The following is a 16,513-nucleotide window of genomic DNA, read 5'->3' on the forward strand; positions in this document are numbered from 1 at the left end:
GGTGGGCCGCTTCTCAAAAAGGGCCTGGGCCATGCCAAAACGCCGCTGCGCGCGGGAACACTCTCGCCGCAAGAGACCGGCGCCGCGCAGGAAATCTTTTCCGCGCCTAGAGTTTTATCGCAAAGGGAAAGGACGAATTCTTTGATGTTAAATGTCAGTGATATACTGGAAACCATCACCATGATCCAGGACGAGAACCTGGACATCCGCACCATCACCATGGGGATCTCCCTGCTCGACTGCTGCGACGGGGACATCGACACCTCTTGCCGCAAGGTTTACGAAAAGATCACCCGCTGCGCCCAAAACCTGGTCAAGGTGGGGTGCGATCTGGAAACCCAGTACGGCGTGCCCATCATCCACAAGCGCATCGCCGTCACCCCCATCGCCATGCTGGCCGCCGCCTCCAAGGGCGACCCGGTCAAGTATGCCCTGACACTGGAGCGGGCCGCCAACGCCGTGGGCGTCAACTTCATCGGCGGCTACTCGGCGCTGGTCCACAAGGGCTTTGCCGCCGGCGACTTAGAACTCATCAACTCCATCCCGGAGGCGCTGGCCCGGACCGAGCATGTCTGCAGCTCGGTCAACATCGGCTCCACCAAGACCGGCATCAACCTGGACGCTGTCGCCCTCATGGGCCACAAGGTCAAGGAGGCTTCCCTCCTCACCGCCGACCGGGACTGCATCGGCAGCGCCAAGCTGGTGGTCTTCTGCAACGCCCCCGAGGACAATCCCTTCATGGCCGGCGCTTTCCACGGCGCGGGCGAGCCGGACTGCGTCATCAACGTGGGCGTCTCCGGACCCGGCGTGGTCCGCGCGGCCCTCGCAAAGGCTGGGGACTGTGACATCACCGAGGTGGCTGACATCGTTAAGAAGACCGCCTTCAAGATCACCCGCATCGGCCAGCTGGTGGCCTTTGAGGCCTCCCGCCGCTTGGGCGTCCCCTTCGGCATCGTGGACCTCTCTTTGGCCCCCACTCCGGCCATCGGCGACAGCGTGGCCCACATTCTGGAGGAGATGGGTCTGGAGAGCTGCGGCGCCCACGGCACCACGGCCTGCCTGGCCCTTTTAAACGACGCGGTCAAAAAGGGCGGCGTCATGGCCTCCTCCCATGTGGGCGGACTGTCCGGCGCCTTTATCCCAGTCACCGAGGACGCGGGCATGATTAGCGCCGCCCGCTCCGGCGCGCTGACCATCGAAAAGCTGGAAGCTATGACCGCCGTCTGCTCGGTGGGACTCGACATGATCGTGGTCCCCGGCGACATCCCCGACGAGACCATATCGGCCATCATCGCCGATGAGGCCGCCATCGGTATGATCAACCAGAAGACCACCGCCGTCCGCCTCATCCCCGCCATCGGGAAGACGGTGGGCGAGGAACTCTCCTTCGGCGGACTGCTGGGCGGCGGACCGGTCATGAAGGTCAATGCCGCTTCCCCCCTCAAATTTATTTCCCGCGGCGGACAGATTCCCGCCCCCATCCACAGCTTAAAAAACTAAGCCGGTCCGCCGGTATCTTTAGGAGGACTCCATGCCCATTCGACCTGCCGCGCCCGGCGACCTGGACGCCATCGATACCCTCTATCAGCTGCTCTTTGCCGAAATGGCGCGTCTTCAGCCCGAGAGCTGCCGGGCCGCGGGACCCGACCGCCACTTCCTGGAAGTGGCCCTGTCCGACGGCACCGCCGCGGTTCTGGTGGCCGAAGAGGAGGGGCAAGTCCTGGGCTTTGCACTGCTCCAAGAGCAGGAGACCCCCGACTTTTGCTGCATCGTCCCCCACCGATTTGCCTATCTCATGGACCTGTGCGTCCATCCCGAGGCCCGGGGCCGGGGCCTCGGCTCCAGCCTCCTTTCCGCCGTGAAAGACTGGGCCAGGACCCGGGGGCTCGATTATGTGGAACTCAATGTGCTGGATGAAAACAAAGGCGCCATCCGCCTCTATGAGCGCGCCGGCTTCTCCCCCACCATGCACCGGATGCGGCTGGGGCTGTAAAGACAAAGCCTTTCCACTTCGATACTTCTAACAGCCGCTTTCAGCGGCTGTTTTTTTGCGCACAAAGCGGGGCGCGCGCCCCATTTTGAGCGCGCGGTATTGGGCAACAGGGATACGCCTTGCCTGCCTCCCCTACCATAAAAAGAAGGGCTTCCCCGGCAAGGGGAGGCCCTTCTTCTTTTACTTTTCGTCAAAAAGCAAGAAGAAAGAAATACAAATTGTATTTCTTTCTTCAAATAATACTTATTGTTCGACTTTTTTCCGCTCTTTGCTGCTCTTGATGACCTTGAGCCGGGAAAATTCCTCCCGCTCCTTTTCCTCGAGGGCGTCGGTGATAAACTTGGTCGTCTCCTCGAAATTGGGAATGATGATGTTTTTGAGGGCATTGGCGCGGCTTTGAGTCTTCTTGATGGCGTTGGCCAGACGGTAGACGCTGTTCTCAATTTCCGCCAGCTCCACCGTGACAAGCTTCGCCTTATAAAAAGAAATATAGGCCTTGTCGAGCTGGGAGTTGGAACCTAAAAAGCCATAGGGCATTTGCAGCTCGCTGGTGTCGATGGTCACGGTGGGAATCTCCACCCCCATGACGCTGCGGTAAGTGATCTGCACCCCCTGCTCCACCGGCACGGACTTGGCAATGTCCTCGCAGATGCCCAAGGTGATGTTGGCCATCTGCAGCGCCTTGTATGCCTGATTGTAAACGTCATTAATCTCACTGCGGAGCGAGTTTGCTTTGTCAATGAGCTGCATCATCTCCCGCACCAGGATATTGCGTTTGCGGTCGAGCAGTTCGAAGCCCATCTTGGCAAGGGCCATCGATTTTTTGGTGCTGAGTAGGTTTCCCTTGGTGGGAAATACATTGTTTCTCATCATAGGCCCCCTTTCTATGGAATGTGGCGCTCCTTATTTGAGGTTTTCCGCTTTGGCCGGGTCGTAGTATTTGTCGATATCGGCCTGATCCAAGCGGTCCAATGCCTCTACCGGCAGCATGGACAGGAGCGTCCAGCCCAGGTCCAGGGTCTGGTCGATGGTCCGGTTGTCGTCGAAGGACTGACCCACAAAATGCTTTTCGAACATCTTGCCGAACTCCATGTACTTTTTGTCCAGCGGCGAAAGCTCATCCTCGCCGATGACCGACGCCAGGCTTCTGGCGTCCTGCACCTTGGCGTAGGCGGCAAAGAGCTGGTTGGAAACGGCCGGATGGTCGGCCCGGGTATAGCCCTCGCCGATGCCGTCCTTCATCAGACGCGACAGGCTGGGCAGCACCGAAACCGGCGGATAGACGCCCATCTGGTCGAGGCTTCTGTCCAGAACGATCTGTCCCTCGGTGATGTAGCCGGTCAGGTCGGGCACCGGGTGGGTGATGTCGTCGTTGGGCATGGTGAGGATGGGGATCTGGGTCACCGAGCCCTGGGATCCCTCGATAACGCCGGCCCGCTCATACAGGGAGGCAAGGTCGGAGTAGAGGTAGCCGGGGTAGCCCTTTCTTCCGGGGATTTCGCCCTTGGAGGAGGAGAACTCCCGCAGGGCCTCGGAATAGGAGGTCATATCGGTGAGGATGACCAGGATGTGCATGTTCTGCTCAAACGCCAGATACTCCGCCACGGTCAGGGCGCAGCGGGGGGTCAGGATTCTCTCGATGATGGGGTCGTTGGAAAGGTTTAAGAACATGGTGACGTTCTTCATAACCCCCGACTCCTGGAAGGACGCCCGGAAGTAATCGGCCACGTCGTTGTTGACGCCCATGGCGGCAAAGACGATGCCGAACTCCTGGCCGGAGTCCTTGGCGATCTGGGCCTGGCGGACGATCTGGACCGCCAGCTTGTTGTGCTGCATGCCCGAGCCCGAGAAGATGGGCAGCTTCTGGCCGCGGATCAGGGTCATCAGGCAGTCGATGGACGAGATGCCGGTGTTAATATAGTTTCTCGGATAGCTGCGGGCCACGGGGTTGATGGGCTTGCCGTTGATGTCCGCGAACTTCTCCGGATAGACCTCCCCCAGCCCGTCGATGGGACGGCCAGAGCCGTTGAAGACGCGGCCCAAAATTTCCTTGGCCAGCGGCATCTCCATAGGATGGGCTAAGAAGCGGGTGCGTGTATTCTTTAATGAAAGACCTCTGGTTCCCTCGAACACCTGGATGATGGCCCGGTCCCCCTGGATTTGGACGACGCGGCCCATTCTGCTGCTGCCGTCTTCCAGGGTCAGCTCCACCATTTCCTCGAAACTGACTTGTGGCACATGATCCAGCACGACAAGGGGGCCGTTAATCTCTTTGAGTCCAACAAATTGAAGGCTCATCTTGTTATTCCTCCTCTTGTCTTAGTGTACTTCACTGAGCTGTTTATCAATATCCGCCATGTACTCGTCAAACAGTTCCGGCTGGTCGTTGGGGATATCATATTTCATCTTGGAAACTTTTTCAAAGAGTCCCGTCTGCAGGATGCTCGACAGCGGCAGCCCGGTGGCCACAATCTCCTTGGAGCGGTTATAGAGGTGGAGGATGACCTCCATCATTTTTAACTGCTTTTGCAGCGGGACATAGGTGTCGTCCTTGTGGTAAGCGTTTTGCTGCAAAAAGCCCACGCGGATGACCCGGGCCGTTTCAATTACCAGCTTCTGGTCGTCGGGCAGCACATCGGAACCGATGAGCTTGACGATTTCCATGAGCTTGCTTTCCTCTTGCAGGATGCTGGAAAGCTCCTGTCGCTTTCTGAGGAAAGTGGGGTCGATGTTTTCCTTGTACCACTTGGACAAATCGTCGATATATTCGCTGTAACTGGACGTCCAGTTGATGGCGGGATAGTGACGGGCGTAGGCCAGCGACTTATCCAGCGCCCAGAAGCAGCGGACAAAGCGCTTGGTATTCTGGGTGACAGGCTCCGAAAAGTCGGAGCCCTGGGGGGAAACGGCGCCGATGATGGACACCGAGCCGTCGTTGCCGGAAAGGGTCTCCATGAAGCCCGCGCGCTCGTAGAATTCGGACAGGCGGCTGGGCAGGTAAGCCGGGAAGCCCTCCTCCGCGGGCATCTCCTCCAATCGTCCGGAGATTTCGCGGAGCGCCTCGGCCCAGCGGGAGGTGGAGTCGGCCATGATGGCCACATGATACCCCATGTCTCGGTAATACTCGGCCAAGGTGATGCCGGTGTAGATGGAGGCCTCACGGGCCGCCACCGGCATGTTGGAGGTGTTGGCGATGAGGACCGTCCGGTCGGTGAGGGCCTTGCCGGATTTCGGGTCGATGAGCTCGGAGAACTCCTCGAGGACCTGGGTCATCTCGTTGCCGCGCTCCCCGCATCCGATGTAGACGATTAAGTCCGCGTCACACCACTTGGCCAGCTGATGCTGGGTCATGGTCTTGCCGGTGCCAAAGCCCCCGGGGACCGCCGCCGTGCCGCCCTTGGCGATGGGAAACAGAGTGTCGATGACACGCTGGCCGGTGATGAGGGGCATGGCGATGGGCAGGCGGTTATCCACCGGACGGGGAATCCGGATGGGCCACTTCTGGCAGAGGGTCAACTCGTGGATGGCGCCCTTTTTGTCTTTTAGCTTGACAATGCAGTCGCTCAGTTTATATTTTCCGTTCTCGGCCGTATCCACCACCTCTCCCGACAGGGAGGGCGGGACCAAAAAGCGGTGCTCGATGAGGGGAGTCTCCTGGGTGGTGCCGTAGATCTGGCCGCCGGAGAGGGCGTCGCCCTTCTTGACGGTGATCTTGACATCCCAGAGTTTCTCATCGTCCAGGGCGTCCACGTTGCACCCTTTCCCAATAAAGGCGCCGGACATCTGTTCCAGCTGTTTAAGCGGACGCTCAATGCCGTCGAAAATATTGGACAGGATGCCGGGGCCCAGGGTCGCGCACATGGGGCTGCCGGTTGAATAGACCGGCTCGCCGGGCTGAAGGCCTGTGGTCACCTCATAGACCTGGATGGTGGTGAAGGCGTCGGTGATGGAAATGACCTCTCCGATGAGCCTTTTGTTCCCCACATAGACCATTTCCATCATGGAAAAGTCCTTGGTCTCCTTGACGGTGACAACCGGTCCATTGATCGAATATACAGTGTTGCTCAATTTTTTCACCTCTCTGACGGAAAACTAGTCGATGGACAAGCCGGAATGCTGATAGAACCAGTCCTTCTGTTCCTCCAAGGTATTGTCCAGCGTCTCGTCTACATAGATTCCCTTTTCGAGGTTGACAAGGACCACGCCGCCGATTTCAATATTCGGGTCGGCGGCGGTGGCGCAGGGCTGGCCGAAGGCCTGGGCGGCCTTTGCCATGAGCGCTGCATCCCCTGGGGCAAAGCGCAGTTCGCTCTGGGCCAGGGGGTATTCCCGCCCCAGCTTTGCCGCAGTCTCCACGAGCTTTTTTTCGTAATCAGGGGTCTTTGTATAGGAGCGCAGCCGCCCCTTGACCGCGTCAAAGACTTGGTCTCCGAGCTGCTGGCGTTTGATGAACAATTCGCGCTTGGCGTCGTAGTCCCTTTTGGCAATCAAATGGGCGGTCCGCACGCGGATGTCCGCCACGGCCTCCTGGATTCTCTCATAGGACTCATTGAGGACTTCGTTTTCAGCCTTTTCCAATTCGCTGCGTTTATAAGCTTCCGCTTCCTGGAGGTATTTCGCCTTTTCTTCATTGGCATGTTCCATGATATCCGCTTCGATTTTTTTGGCTCTTTCTTGCAGGGAAGCCATCTATACCACCTCCAATGGTCTGCCTGCCCGATGCAGGCGGAATTTCTTTCGCCTTCCCCGGCCGCAGACAGTTTGCCTGTGCCCTGGGTCCTGGCGGACATGGAAAGCCCGGCTTAAATCTTGATGCCGATGGCCTCCCGTACGTATTGCGTGATCGCGTCGGAAATCTGTTGGGAACCGTGGCGGTCTCCAATTTCCACGATCAGCGGTCGTTTGCTGTATAGCTTCATGTCGTAGATGGTGTCGGGGCACAGCTCCATGAGCTTGGAGGTGATGAGTATAATGCCCACCTCTTCGTCCTGGGAGGCCTGTTGTAGCGCCTCCTCCACTTCCTGTGCCTCGTGGACGACAACGCCCTCGATACCGCACAGGCGCATGCCCACGCTGGTATCCACGTTGTCGCTGATGAGAAAGAATTTCATAGGACCTTTTCCCCTTTCCCGGGATGCGCAGGCATTAGAGCTTATTGATGATCAGGATGGAGATAAGCAGGCCGTACAGGGCGACGCCTTCGCCCAGAACCACGAAGATCATGGATTTACCAAAGGCCTTCGGGTCCTCGCTGACTGCGCCGATGGCGGCGGGAGCGGCGGCGGCGACGGCGATACCGGCGCCCACGCAGGACAGTCCCGTTACCAGGGCGGCGGCCAGCAGTCCGAGACCGGAACCGACGGTGAGGCCGGTGGCGGCTGCCGCGGCGGCGGGCTCAGCGGCGGAGGCGATCATGCCGCCGATGGGGGTCGCGGCAAACAAAGCGATGGCGCCGAAAAAGACGGAAAGGTTGATGACGACGCGGCGTTTGGCACTTTTCTTATCAATGGAGCGCTTGCACATGGGCATCATGACCATAGCTGCAAGGGCGACGATGGCTGCGGGAATTAAAAACATTACCATTTTACTCATCATAATTCCTCCAAATATAATGTTCTATTTATGTGAAGTACAGGCGCGGAAGGCTTATGCTTCTATGCCTGGTAGCTGACCTTCATGGGCTCATAGGGATCGCCCTCGGCCTCGAAGAAGCGGCTGAACATCTCGTAGAATTCCAGACGCAGGACCTGGATGCCCACGATGAGTCCCTCCATGCACATGACAAAGACGTTGCCGATGACAATGACCAAGGGGCTCGCCCCCGCGCCGACCATCTCGGCCAGGGTCAATACCACGGCCATCATGCCCGCGTGGCTGAGGATGAACCCGCCCACTCTGAGGAAGGACATGGTGTTACTGATAAAGCTAAGCAGGATCTCAAACATCTCGAAGAAGCCGACCACAATGAAGTTGCCGACTCCCTCCTCGAAGAGTCCCTTGCGTTTGGCGGCCATCTTGCCCAAAGGTTCCTTGAGGAAGATGACGAGCAGCGGGATGACAATCAGGAAGATGACGTAGATGGGATTCATCACGTTCATGCCGGTGAGGGTCCCCACGGCGGCGTAGATCACGGCGCCGTAGAAGATGAAGCCCGCCAGGCCGTTTTGCGAGAAGAGGGCCCGTTCCAGGTTCTTCTGCTTGAGCCCCAAGATGATGTTAAACACCATGGAGAGCAGGATGATGAAGATACCTAGGCCGATGGCCACCAGCAAAATGTTGGTGGTAGTGGCGGGCGCCATGACTTCAATAGGCTTTTCCGCGAATCCCAGCATCTTGTACACCGGGTCTAACAGGTGCTCAAAGCCGAACACCGAGCCATATACACAGCCGAAGACCGCGGAGGAGACGCCGATGCGCATCATGATCCGTCCGAGCATCATCTTTTTGAGCTTCCACATCAGCCATCCCACCAAGGAGATGACCAAGCCCTGGCCCAAATCTCCGAACATCAGGCCGAAGAGGAAGGTATAGGTAAAGGCCACGAAGGGCGTCGGGTCAATGTCGTGATAGCCCGGCAATCCGTACATGGTGACGAACATTTCAAAGGGCCGGACAAAGCGATTGTTCTTGAGCTTTACCGGCACGTTGACCTGGGCCGTCTGGTCCAGTGGCCGGCTCTGCACCTCCACCTTGTACAGGTCGAGGAAGGAGAGCATGAACTCGTCGTACTCCTTCTCGGGGATAAAGCCCAGGATGTGGAACTTGCCCCGGAGGATGACCGCGTTGCGCCTGAGATCGTAGGCGTCGCTCAAAAACTGGAGCTTGGAATAGATCATCAAAAACTTGTCGACCTCTTCCCGGTAAACCTGCTTGATCTGTTCCCTGACTTCTTTTAACCGCTCCGACTTTTCCGCCATCTCCGCCTGGATGGACTCAATGGCCTTCTCCGGCGTGCCGTGGGCGTAGTCGGGAATCCACATCCGCTCGAAGAACAGGGCGTTAAAGATGCCGTCGATCTCCTCCTGATCCTCGTCCGCGGTCAGGTACATGCACCAATGATAGGCGCCGTCGTTGTCAAAAGAATAAAAGACAAAGGGCTTCTCCTCGTAGTAGCTGAGCTTGGGATAGCTGTCCACCGGCAGCCGTCCGAAGCGCACCTTTAAAAAGTGACGGGAGAAAATTTCGTCGAAATTGACGTGCAGGGAAATGATGTGGCGCAGATGGGTCAGCGTCTGCTGATGCGCCTCCGCTAGATTCTCTAAGCTCTTTTTCTCCTCACGAAGGGCTGATACCCGGCTTTGCAGCTGGTCGATATAGGGTGGAATCTCCTCCACCGAAAGGTCGAGCTGTGCAAAGTCCTTGTACTGAAGCGTTACCTCAAAGGTGTCGGCAATCCCCATGACCTTACGGAGCATATCGCTGTAAGGGTTGTGGCCTTCCATTGCGGTGACGCCTGCCGCGTATTCACTAAAAGAAGTAAAGGGCTCGGGCTGGAACATTTCACTCTTAGCCACCCGCCGCAAAGCCTCATCCAAGTACTTCTCTTCCCCCTGAATCTCTACAAGCGCCATCTTTGTAATCGACACCAGCTACACCTCCTTTCCTGATATTAAATACCATAGACATCCATTACTTTTTAACATATCCTACTCCATCGCTCTATTTTTTCTTCCGTCGTGCCAGGTGTCCGCTCCGACGCGGGCGCGGCCCGCACCCGAGGATTAGACCAGAAGGCGGTCAATTTCCTCCACCGGGACCTGATAGCGCACGCCTTCGATGATGCAAAAGATGTTTTCGACCTCCAGGTCGATGCAGTTCATATAAGCAGCCAAGGCGACCGGCGCCTCAATGGTAAAGCGCAGCAGCTTGGCATTGGTGTGGTAACTGGTTTTATCCGTCACATTTTCAATGTGCGTAAAGCGTTCTCCGTCGTAAAAGCGTCCAAAGGGCGTCCTTTTGAGCACCGCGATAAACGCTTTGGGATTGGCCGCGTCCACTAGCTCCGTCAGCAGCCGGGCTGTCATTTTGCCCGGGGCCTTGATGAGCAGGGCTCGGATTTGGTCGGGCTTATAACGGTAGTAACGCTTGAGCCGGTAAATGAGGCTCACATTCCGGATATCGATCTCCGACCCGAATAAATCCTCCAGCTGCTTGCGGGTGTCCCCGCCGTAGTCCTTTTTGATGAGCGCATAGACCTTTTGGTAATAGTAGGTCATCAGCGCGCTCTCGCAGCCGATGAGATCGATATATTCGCTGCCCTTTTTCGGCCGGTAGGCTTTGATGATGTCATAGTACTCGGTGTGTTCGACCACTCGAAGCAGATCGTCGTAGCTTCTGGCCTTGGCAAGGCCCATCAAATCAAAGCTGGCGTACCGGATCATATAGGTGGGCAGGGTGATGATAAACTCATCGCTGGAATGGGAATTGAGCATCCGCATACAAGAGAGGACCAAGATAATTTCCGAGCGGATGATCAGATACGAATAAAAGCTGTTGCCCTTGGAAAAATCATAGCGCAGGAGTTTCGTGTACCGCTCGATGACACTGCGCCGAATCAGGTTTTCCACCTGTCCACGATGGGCCGTTGATTCGCTGATGGGGGCCAAAACATCGCCATACCACGTCTCGTTTTTGAGATACGCCGTGATGTCGTTCACCGATTGCATCCGCATCATTTCGTTATAGTCCTCCGATGTCAGGCGCTTGCCGTACATCGCTCTGGCTTTTGTCAAAATTGCTTTATTGGACAAAGAATCGAGCATTTTTAACCGCCATTTCTCCGCGCTTTGTTTTCCAGTCATCGCATCGTCCGCGCGGAGGACCATGCGTCAAACCTTTGCTATTTGGCCAGGCAGCGATCAAAAATAGTCTGCTCCCACGCCTCGTGACGCTCGTCATAGGTCTCTTGGAGCTGCTGCTGCCGCTTGTTGTAGTATTCGGCCAGCTCAGCGCTTGCCTTGTCCATGTGCTCGTTTTCTTCCTTTTCGAGCAGCTGAATCCTTCGTTTGGCTCTCTCTATATAGGCCTGTTTAAACTGTAACTTTTCGCCTTCCATGGCCTCTTTGATCTTTTCCAATTCCTCTTTGGCGTCGTCGACCAGCTTCGCAGCTTCCTTGTCGACTTCCAGCAGCCTAGCAATCACTTGATCCATTCCATTACCTCCCTCATCGGGCTTTGGGACCCTTATAAAAATATCGCTATTTCATTAATGATATACCTATTTATATGGGTTTGCAAGAGAAAAGCTCCTCAAAAAAACCACGGAAAACACCAAGATTCTATGCATTTTGTTCCATATGAAGAGACAATTCATGAAATTTCGCCATCATTTCCGGTTCATTCCAGATTCTCTCCCGGATTCTTCCGTTTGCGCCCTCCCACGCATATTTTCCCCTGAATCGGGCAGACTACTTACTGCATGGAAAAGCAGCAAACAGCATTTTCCCGTCCCCGCTTTTCCCGCCGCTTTCCACGGCCGCGCGGTTTGGAAAGCGCGCTTTTACTCACTGCCGCGCGGAGAAGGAGTTCTTATGCTGGATAAAATTGCGTTAGTCCTGGTGATTATCGGCGCACTCAACTGGGGCGCCATCGGTATTTTTTCCTTTGACGTGGTCGCCTGGGCATTCGGCGGACAAGCCGCCGCCGTCAGCCGCATCATTTATACATTGGTTGCCCTGGCCGGCATCTGGTGCATTTCCCTGCTCTTCCGCAGCCCGGAAACCAACGAGATTACCGAGTAAAATTTACCGAACAAAGCGGAGAATCCGAACGGATTCTCCGCTTTCTTTTTATCACAAACAAAAAAGCACAGGATACATTTGGTATCCTGTGCTTTTCTTACATAGAAAATCGAATTATTCGTTGATCTTGATGACAACGCCGGAACCAACCGTTCTGCCGCCCTCACGGATAGCGAAACGCAGGCCCTCTTCGATAGCGATCGGGGTGATCAGCTCAACGTCCATCTCGACGTTATCGCCAGGCATGCACATCTCAACACCCTCGGGCAGGGAGATGACGCCGGTAACGTCGGTGGTTCTGAAATAGAACTGCGGACGATAGTTATTGAAGAACGGGGTATGACGGCCGCCCTCTTCTTTTTTCAGGATATAGACCTGGCCGCGGAATTTGGTGTGGGGATGAATGGAACCGGGTTTGCACAGAACCTGTCCGCGCTCGATTTCCGTTCTCTGGATACCACGCAGCAGCGCGCCGATGTTGTCGCCAGCCTCAGCGTAGTCGAGGATCTTGCGGAACATCTCGATACCGGTAACGACGGTTTTCTTTCTTTCGTCGGTCAGACCGATGATCTCGACTTCGTCGGAGGTCTTCAGCTGTCCACGCTCCACTCTACCGGTGGCAACAGTACCACGGCCGGTGATGGTGAAGACGTCCTCAACAGGCATCAGGAAAGGCAGGTCGGCTTTGCGCTCCGGAGTCGGAATGTAGGAGTCGACAGCTTCCATCAGGTCCAGGATGGGTTTGTATGCAGGATCGCTCAGATCGTTGGGAGCTTCCAGCGCTTTCAGAGCGGAACCGGTGATGATGGGGGTATCGTCGCCGGGGAAGTCGTAGCTGCTGAGGAGGTCACGGATTTCCATCTCGACCAGCTCCAGGAGCTCGGGATCGTCAACCTGGTCCGCTTTGTTCATGAAGACAACGATGTAAGGAACACCAACCTGACGGGACAGGAGGATGTGCTCACGGGTCTGGGGCATGGGGCCGTCAGCAGCGGAAACAACCAGGATAGCGCCGTCCATCTGGGCAGCACCGGTGATCATGTTCTTAACATAGTCAGCATGTCCCGGGCAGTCAACGTGCGCATAGTGACGGTTGGGAGTCTCGTACTCAACGTGAGCGGTGTTGATGGTGATGCCGCGCTCTCTCTCTTCGGGAGCTTTATCGATCATATCGTATGCGACGAACTCAGCCTGGCCCTGCATGCCCAGGGTCTTGGTGATCGCAGCGGTCAGAGTCGTTTTACCGTGGTCAACGTGGCCGATGGTACCGATGTTAATATGGGGCTTATTTCTTTCAAACTTAGCCTTTGCCATTTTCGTGTGGCCTCCTTTAATTTTCTTACTGATTTTGTACGCAGACTACAATTTGTATTGTAGCAATAATTCATAGGAAATTCAAGTGTTTTCCGGGAATAACACCGCGTTTCTTTGCGCAAAAACGGGGCCTCCCGGCACCTGAAAATCGCGCTCCGCAAGCGGGGTGACGATTAGTCCTTTTTGCCTCTGGTGCTCATGATCTTTTCCGCAATGGACTTGGGCACTTCAATGTAGTGCGAAGGCTCCATGACGTACTGACCGCGGCCCTGGGATTTGGAACGAAGGGCGTTGGAATAGCCGAACATTTCAGACAGCGGCACAAAGGCCTTGATCTCCTGCGCGCCGAAGACCGCTTCCATGCCCTGGATCTGGCCACGGCGGGAGTTGAGGTCTCCGATGACGTCGCCCATATATTCCTCAGGAATATTGACGGCGACTCTCATGATGGGTTCCAGGATGACGGGGTCCGCCTTCTTCATGGCCTCTTTGAACGCCATGGAACCGGCGATCTTAAATGCCATTTCAGAGGAGTCGACCTCGTGATAAGAACCGTCATAGAGGGTGACGATGACGTCAACCACCGGATAACCGGCTAAGACGCCCGCCTGCATGGCTCCCTGGATACCAGCGTCGACAGAGCCGATATACTCCTTCGGGATGGCGCCGCCCACGATGGCGTTTCTGAACTCGTAGCCTTTGCCGCTCTCGTTGGGCTCCAGCTTGATCTTGACGTGACCGTACTGGCCTTTACCACCGGACTGACGGGCGTATTTGTAATCCACGTCGGCCAGACGGCGGACCGTCTCTTTATAAGCAACCTGGGGCGCGCCCACGTTGGCTTCTACCTTGAACTCCCGGAGCAGGCGGTCGACGATGACTTCCAGATGAAGCTCGCCCATACCGGCGATGATGGTCTGGCCCGTCTCCTGATCGGTGTAGGTTCTAAAGGTGGGGTCTTCCTCCGCCAGCTTGGAGAGGCCAATGCCCATCTTTTCCTGGCCAGCCTTGGTCTTGGGCTCGATGGCCAGGTTGATAACCGGCTCGGGGAACTCCATGGACTCAAGGATGATCGGATGCTTGGGATCGCACAGGGTGTCGCCGGTGGTGGTGTTCTTCACACCGACCGCGGCGGCGATATCGCCCGCGTAGCAGACCTCCAGATCCTTTCTGTGGTTTGCGTGCATCTGCAGAATGCGTCCCATTCTCTCCTGGGTGTCCTTGGTGGAGTTGAAAACGGTGGTGCCGGCGTTAACCGTACCAGAATAGACGCGGAAGAAACACAGCTTGCCCACATAGGGGTCGGTGGCAATTTTAAATGCCAGAGCCGCAAACGGCTCTTTGTCGGAAGAAGGTCTCTCCTCTTCCTCGCCGGTCTCCGGATTGGTTCCCTTGATGTGGGGAATGTCGATGGGAGAGGGCATATAATCGACGATTGCATCCAGGAGCTTCTGGACACCTTTGTTCTTATAGGACGTACCGCAGCAAACCGGTACGATCGCATTGTCGATGGTACCTTTGCGGATGGCTTTTTTGAGCTCTTCGATGGTGGGCTCTTCGCCTTCCAGATATTTTTCCATCAGCGCGTCGTCGAGCTCTACCACGCTCTCGATGAGCTCCGCTCTATACTGCTGCGCTTTCTCCACCATATCCTCGGGGATATCCTCCACGCGGATGTCTTTTCCCAGATCGTCGTAGTAGACATAGGCCTTCATCTCCAGCAGGTCGATGATGCCTTTGAAGAACTGCTCGGAACCGATGGGAAGCTGGATGGGGATGGCGTTACATTTGAGCCGGCCCTTCATCATGTCGATGACATGGTAGAAATCGGCGCCCATGATGTCCATCTTATTGACATATGCCATGCGGGGCACATGATATTTGTTGGCCTGACGCCAGACGGTTTCCGACTGGGGCTCAACGCCGCCCTTTGCACAGAAAACCGTGACGGAGCCGTCGAGGACACGCAGGGAACGCTCGACCTCAACGGTAAAGTCAACGTGTCCCGGAGTGTCGATGATGTTAATTCTATGGCTTTTCCAATAGGCGGTGGTGGCAGCGGAGGTGATGGTAATACCTCTCTCCTGTTCCTGGGCCATCCAGTCCATGGTCGCGCTTCCATCGTGGGTCTCACCGATCTTATGGTTGATACCGGTGTAGAACAGGATGCGCTCGGTGGTGGTGGTTTTACCCGCGTCAATGTGAGCCATTATGCCGATATTACGAGTTTGCTCTAAAGCGACATCTCTTGGCATAGTCTCCTCCTTCAGTTACAAACGACCGGGACTTCTCGCAAGTCCCGTAGATTTTTCATGCGCTGCCGGCAAAACCCGGCAGATAGACGGCTATCCGGCAGGAAAGGCCCTGTCGGATGACCGTTTTAAGCGGCTTTAAGAAAGCCGCCATGGATAACGAACTACCATCTGTAATGGGCAAACGCCTTGTTGGCCTCTGCCATTTTGTGGGTGTCTTCACGTTTTTTGACAGCTCCACCGGTGCTGTTCAGGGCATCCATGATCTCGCCAGCCAGACGCTCTCTCATGGTCTTCTCGTTGCGAGCTCTGGAATAGCTGGTGATCCAGCGCAGACCCAAAGTCTGGCGCCGCTCCGGACGGACCTCCATGGGCACCTGATAGGTGGCGCCGCCCACGCGGCGGGCCTTGACCTCCAGGACAGGCATGATATTCTCCATGGCCTGCTCAAAAGCTTCCAGGGGATCTTTTCCGGATTTTTCCTTAACAATATCGAATGCACCGTATACAATCTTCTGGGCAACACCCTTTTTGCCGTCCAACATAATGTTGTTGATCAGCCGGGTGACCAGTTTGGAATTGTAAAGCGGATCTGGCAAAACATCACGTTTTGCTACACGACCTCTTCTTGGCACTTCGCTTCCCTCCTTCACAGTATGATATCATCGGTACTCGAAAGCGACAATACTTCCGTCGGTGCCAACGCGGCCGGTGTTTATAAGTTATATAAACGCCGCATCAGCAGCACGAGTTTACTTTAGAAACTTTGGAAGAATTATTTCTTTGCGGCACCAGCTTTTGGACGTTTCGCGCCATATTTGGAGCGAGCCTGCATTCTCTTGGCAACACCCTGGGCATCCAGAGTACCGCGGATGATGTGGTAACGCACACCAGGCAGGTCCTTCACACGTCCGCCACGGATCAGCACAACGCTGTGTTCCTGCAGATTGTGACCGATTCCCGGAATGTAAGCTGTCGCCTCCATGCCGTTGGAAAGCTTGACTCTGGCCACTTTACGAAGCGCGGAGTTGGGCTTCTTCGGGGTCTGTGTTCTGATTGCAGTACAAACACCACGTTTTTGCGGAGAATTCTGGTCGATGGCGACCCGCTTTTTGGAGTTGTAACCCTTCAAAAGAGCCGGAGCCGTGGATTTTTTCTCGACCACCTCTCTGCCTTTGCGTACGAGCTGGTTAAAGGTTGGCATATTGCACCTC

16 protein-coding genes are annotated in these 16,513 nt (G+C 55.9%); 3 read left to right on the plus strand and 13 right to left on the minus strand.

Annotation, left to right across the window (positions count from 1 at the left end; genetic code table 11):
• Positions 1-144 precede the first annotated feature (144 nt).
• Positions 145-1,500: a PFL family protein gene (locus H8709_RS04805; protein ID WP_262397229.1), complete on the plus strand. Its 1,356-nt coding sequence runs from the start codon at positions 145-147 to the stop codon at positions 1,498-1,500.
• Positions 1,501-1,531: 31 nt separating this feature from the next.
• Complete coding sequence (locus tag H8709_RS04810; protein ID WP_262397230.1) at positions 1,532-1,993, plus strand: GNAT family N-acetyltransferase; 462 nt, start codon at positions 1,532-1,534, stop codon at positions 1,991-1,993.
• A 243-nt stretch (positions 1,994-2,236) separates the two neighbouring features.
• On the opposite strand, the gene H8709_RS04815 is transcribed toward H8709_RS04810, so the two are convergent.
• The 9 genes from H8709_RS04815 to H8709_RS04855 all read right to left on the minus strand — a co-directional run bounded on the left by H8709_RS04815 (position 2,237) and on the right by H8709_RS04855 (position 11,144).
• Positions 2,237-2,866, minus strand: a complete 630-nt coding sequence (locus H8709_RS04815; RefSeq protein WP_392391656.1) for a V-type ATP synthase subunit D — start codon at positions 2,864-2,866, stop codon at positions 2,237-2,239.
• A 30-nt stretch (positions 2,867-2,896) separates the two neighbouring features.
• On the minus strand, positions 2,897-4,291 hold the full coding sequence (locus tag H8709_RS04820) for a V-type ATP synthase subunit B (protein ID WP_262397232.1): 1,395 nt from the start codon (positions 4,289-4,291) through the stop codon (positions 2,897-2,899).
• A gap of 21 nt (positions 4,292-4,312) precedes the next feature.
• Entirely contained in the window at positions 4,313-6,061 is a 1,749-nt protein-coding gene (locus tag H8709_RS04825) for a V-type ATP synthase subunit A (protein WP_262397233.1), read from the minus strand.
• Positions 6,062-6,085: 24 nt separating this feature from the next.
• Entirely contained in the window at positions 6,086-6,682 is a 597-nt protein-coding gene (locus tag H8709_RS04830; RefSeq protein WP_262397234.1) for a V-type ATP synthase subunit E, read from the minus strand.
• A 113-nt stretch (positions 6,683-6,795) separates the two neighbouring features.
• Positions 6,796-7,104: a V-type ATP synthase subunit F gene (locus H8709_RS04835; protein ID WP_262397235.1), complete on the minus strand. Its 309-nt coding sequence runs from the start codon at positions 7,102-7,104 to the stop codon at positions 6,796-6,798.
• Between the two features lie 34 nt (positions 7,105-7,138).
• Entirely contained in the window at positions 7,139-7,576 is a 438-nt protein-coding gene (locus tag H8709_RS04840; RefSeq protein ID WP_262397322.1) for an ATP synthase subunit C, read from the minus strand.
• Positions 7,577-7,647: 71 nt separating this feature from the next.
• Entirely contained in the window at positions 7,648-9,579 is a 1,932-nt protein-coding gene (locus tag H8709_RS04845; RefSeq protein WP_262397236.1) for a V-type ATP synthase subunit I, read from the minus strand.
• A gap of 135 nt (positions 9,580-9,714) precedes the next feature.
• Positions 9,715-10,755 carry a V0D/AC39 family V-type ATPase subunit gene (locus tag H8709_RS04850; RefSeq protein ID WP_262397237.1) on the minus strand — a complete coding sequence of 347 codons (1,041 nt, stop codon included), beginning with the start codon at positions 10,753-10,755 and terminating at the stop codon, positions 9,715-9,717.
• Positions 10,756-10,832: 77 nt separating this feature from the next.
• Positions 10,833-11,144 carry a hypothetical protein gene (locus tag H8709_RS04855; protein ID WP_262397238.1) on the minus strand — a complete coding sequence of 104 codons (312 nt, stop codon included), beginning with the start codon at positions 11,142-11,144 and terminating at the stop codon, positions 10,833-10,835.
• A gap of 379 nt (positions 11,145-11,523) precedes the next feature.
• Between H8709_RS04855 and H8709_RS04860 the strand changes: the two genes are divergently transcribed.
• The gene (locus tag H8709_RS04860) at positions 11,524-11,733 is read left to right on the plus strand and encodes a DUF378 domain-containing protein (protein ID WP_262397239.1); all 210 of its coding nucleotides are present in this window, start codon (positions 11,524-11,526) and stop codon (positions 11,731-11,733) included.
• 114 nt (positions 11,734-11,847) lie between these two features.
• Here the strand turns inward: H8709_RS04860 and tuf are convergent, their stop codons facing one another.
• The 4 genes from tuf to rpsL all read right to left on the minus strand — a co-directional run bounded on the left by tuf (position 11,848) and on the right by rpsL (position 16,503).
• On the minus strand, positions 11,848-13,047 hold the full coding sequence (tuf, locus tag H8709_RS04865) for an elongation factor Tu (RefSeq protein WP_262397240.1): 1,200 nt from the start codon (positions 13,045-13,047) through the stop codon (positions 11,848-11,850).
• A gap of 173 nt (positions 13,048-13,220) precedes the next feature.
• Positions 13,221-15,302, minus strand: coding sequence for an elongation factor G (gene fusA, locus H8709_RS04870; protein WP_262397241.1), 2,082 nt, complete (start codon positions 15,300-15,302; stop codon positions 13,221-13,223).
• A gap of 161 nt (positions 15,303-15,463) precedes the next feature.
• Positions 15,464-15,934, minus strand: a complete 471-nt coding sequence (gene rpsG / locus H8709_RS04875; protein ID WP_262397242.1) for a 30S ribosomal protein S7 — start codon at positions 15,932-15,934, stop codon at positions 15,464-15,466.
• 140 nt (positions 15,935-16,074) lie between these two features.
• On the minus strand, positions 16,075-16,503 hold the full coding sequence (gene rpsL, locus H8709_RS04880; protein WP_262397243.1) for a 30S ribosomal protein S12: 429 nt from the start codon (positions 16,501-16,503) through the stop codon (positions 16,075-16,077).
• Between the last annotated feature and the right edge of the window lie 10 nt (positions 16,504-16,513).

Source organism: Zongyangia hominis (genome assembly GCF_014385095.1).
GTDB lineage: Bacteria > Bacillota > Clostridia > Oscillospirales > Ruminococcaceae > Zongyangia > Zongyangia hominis.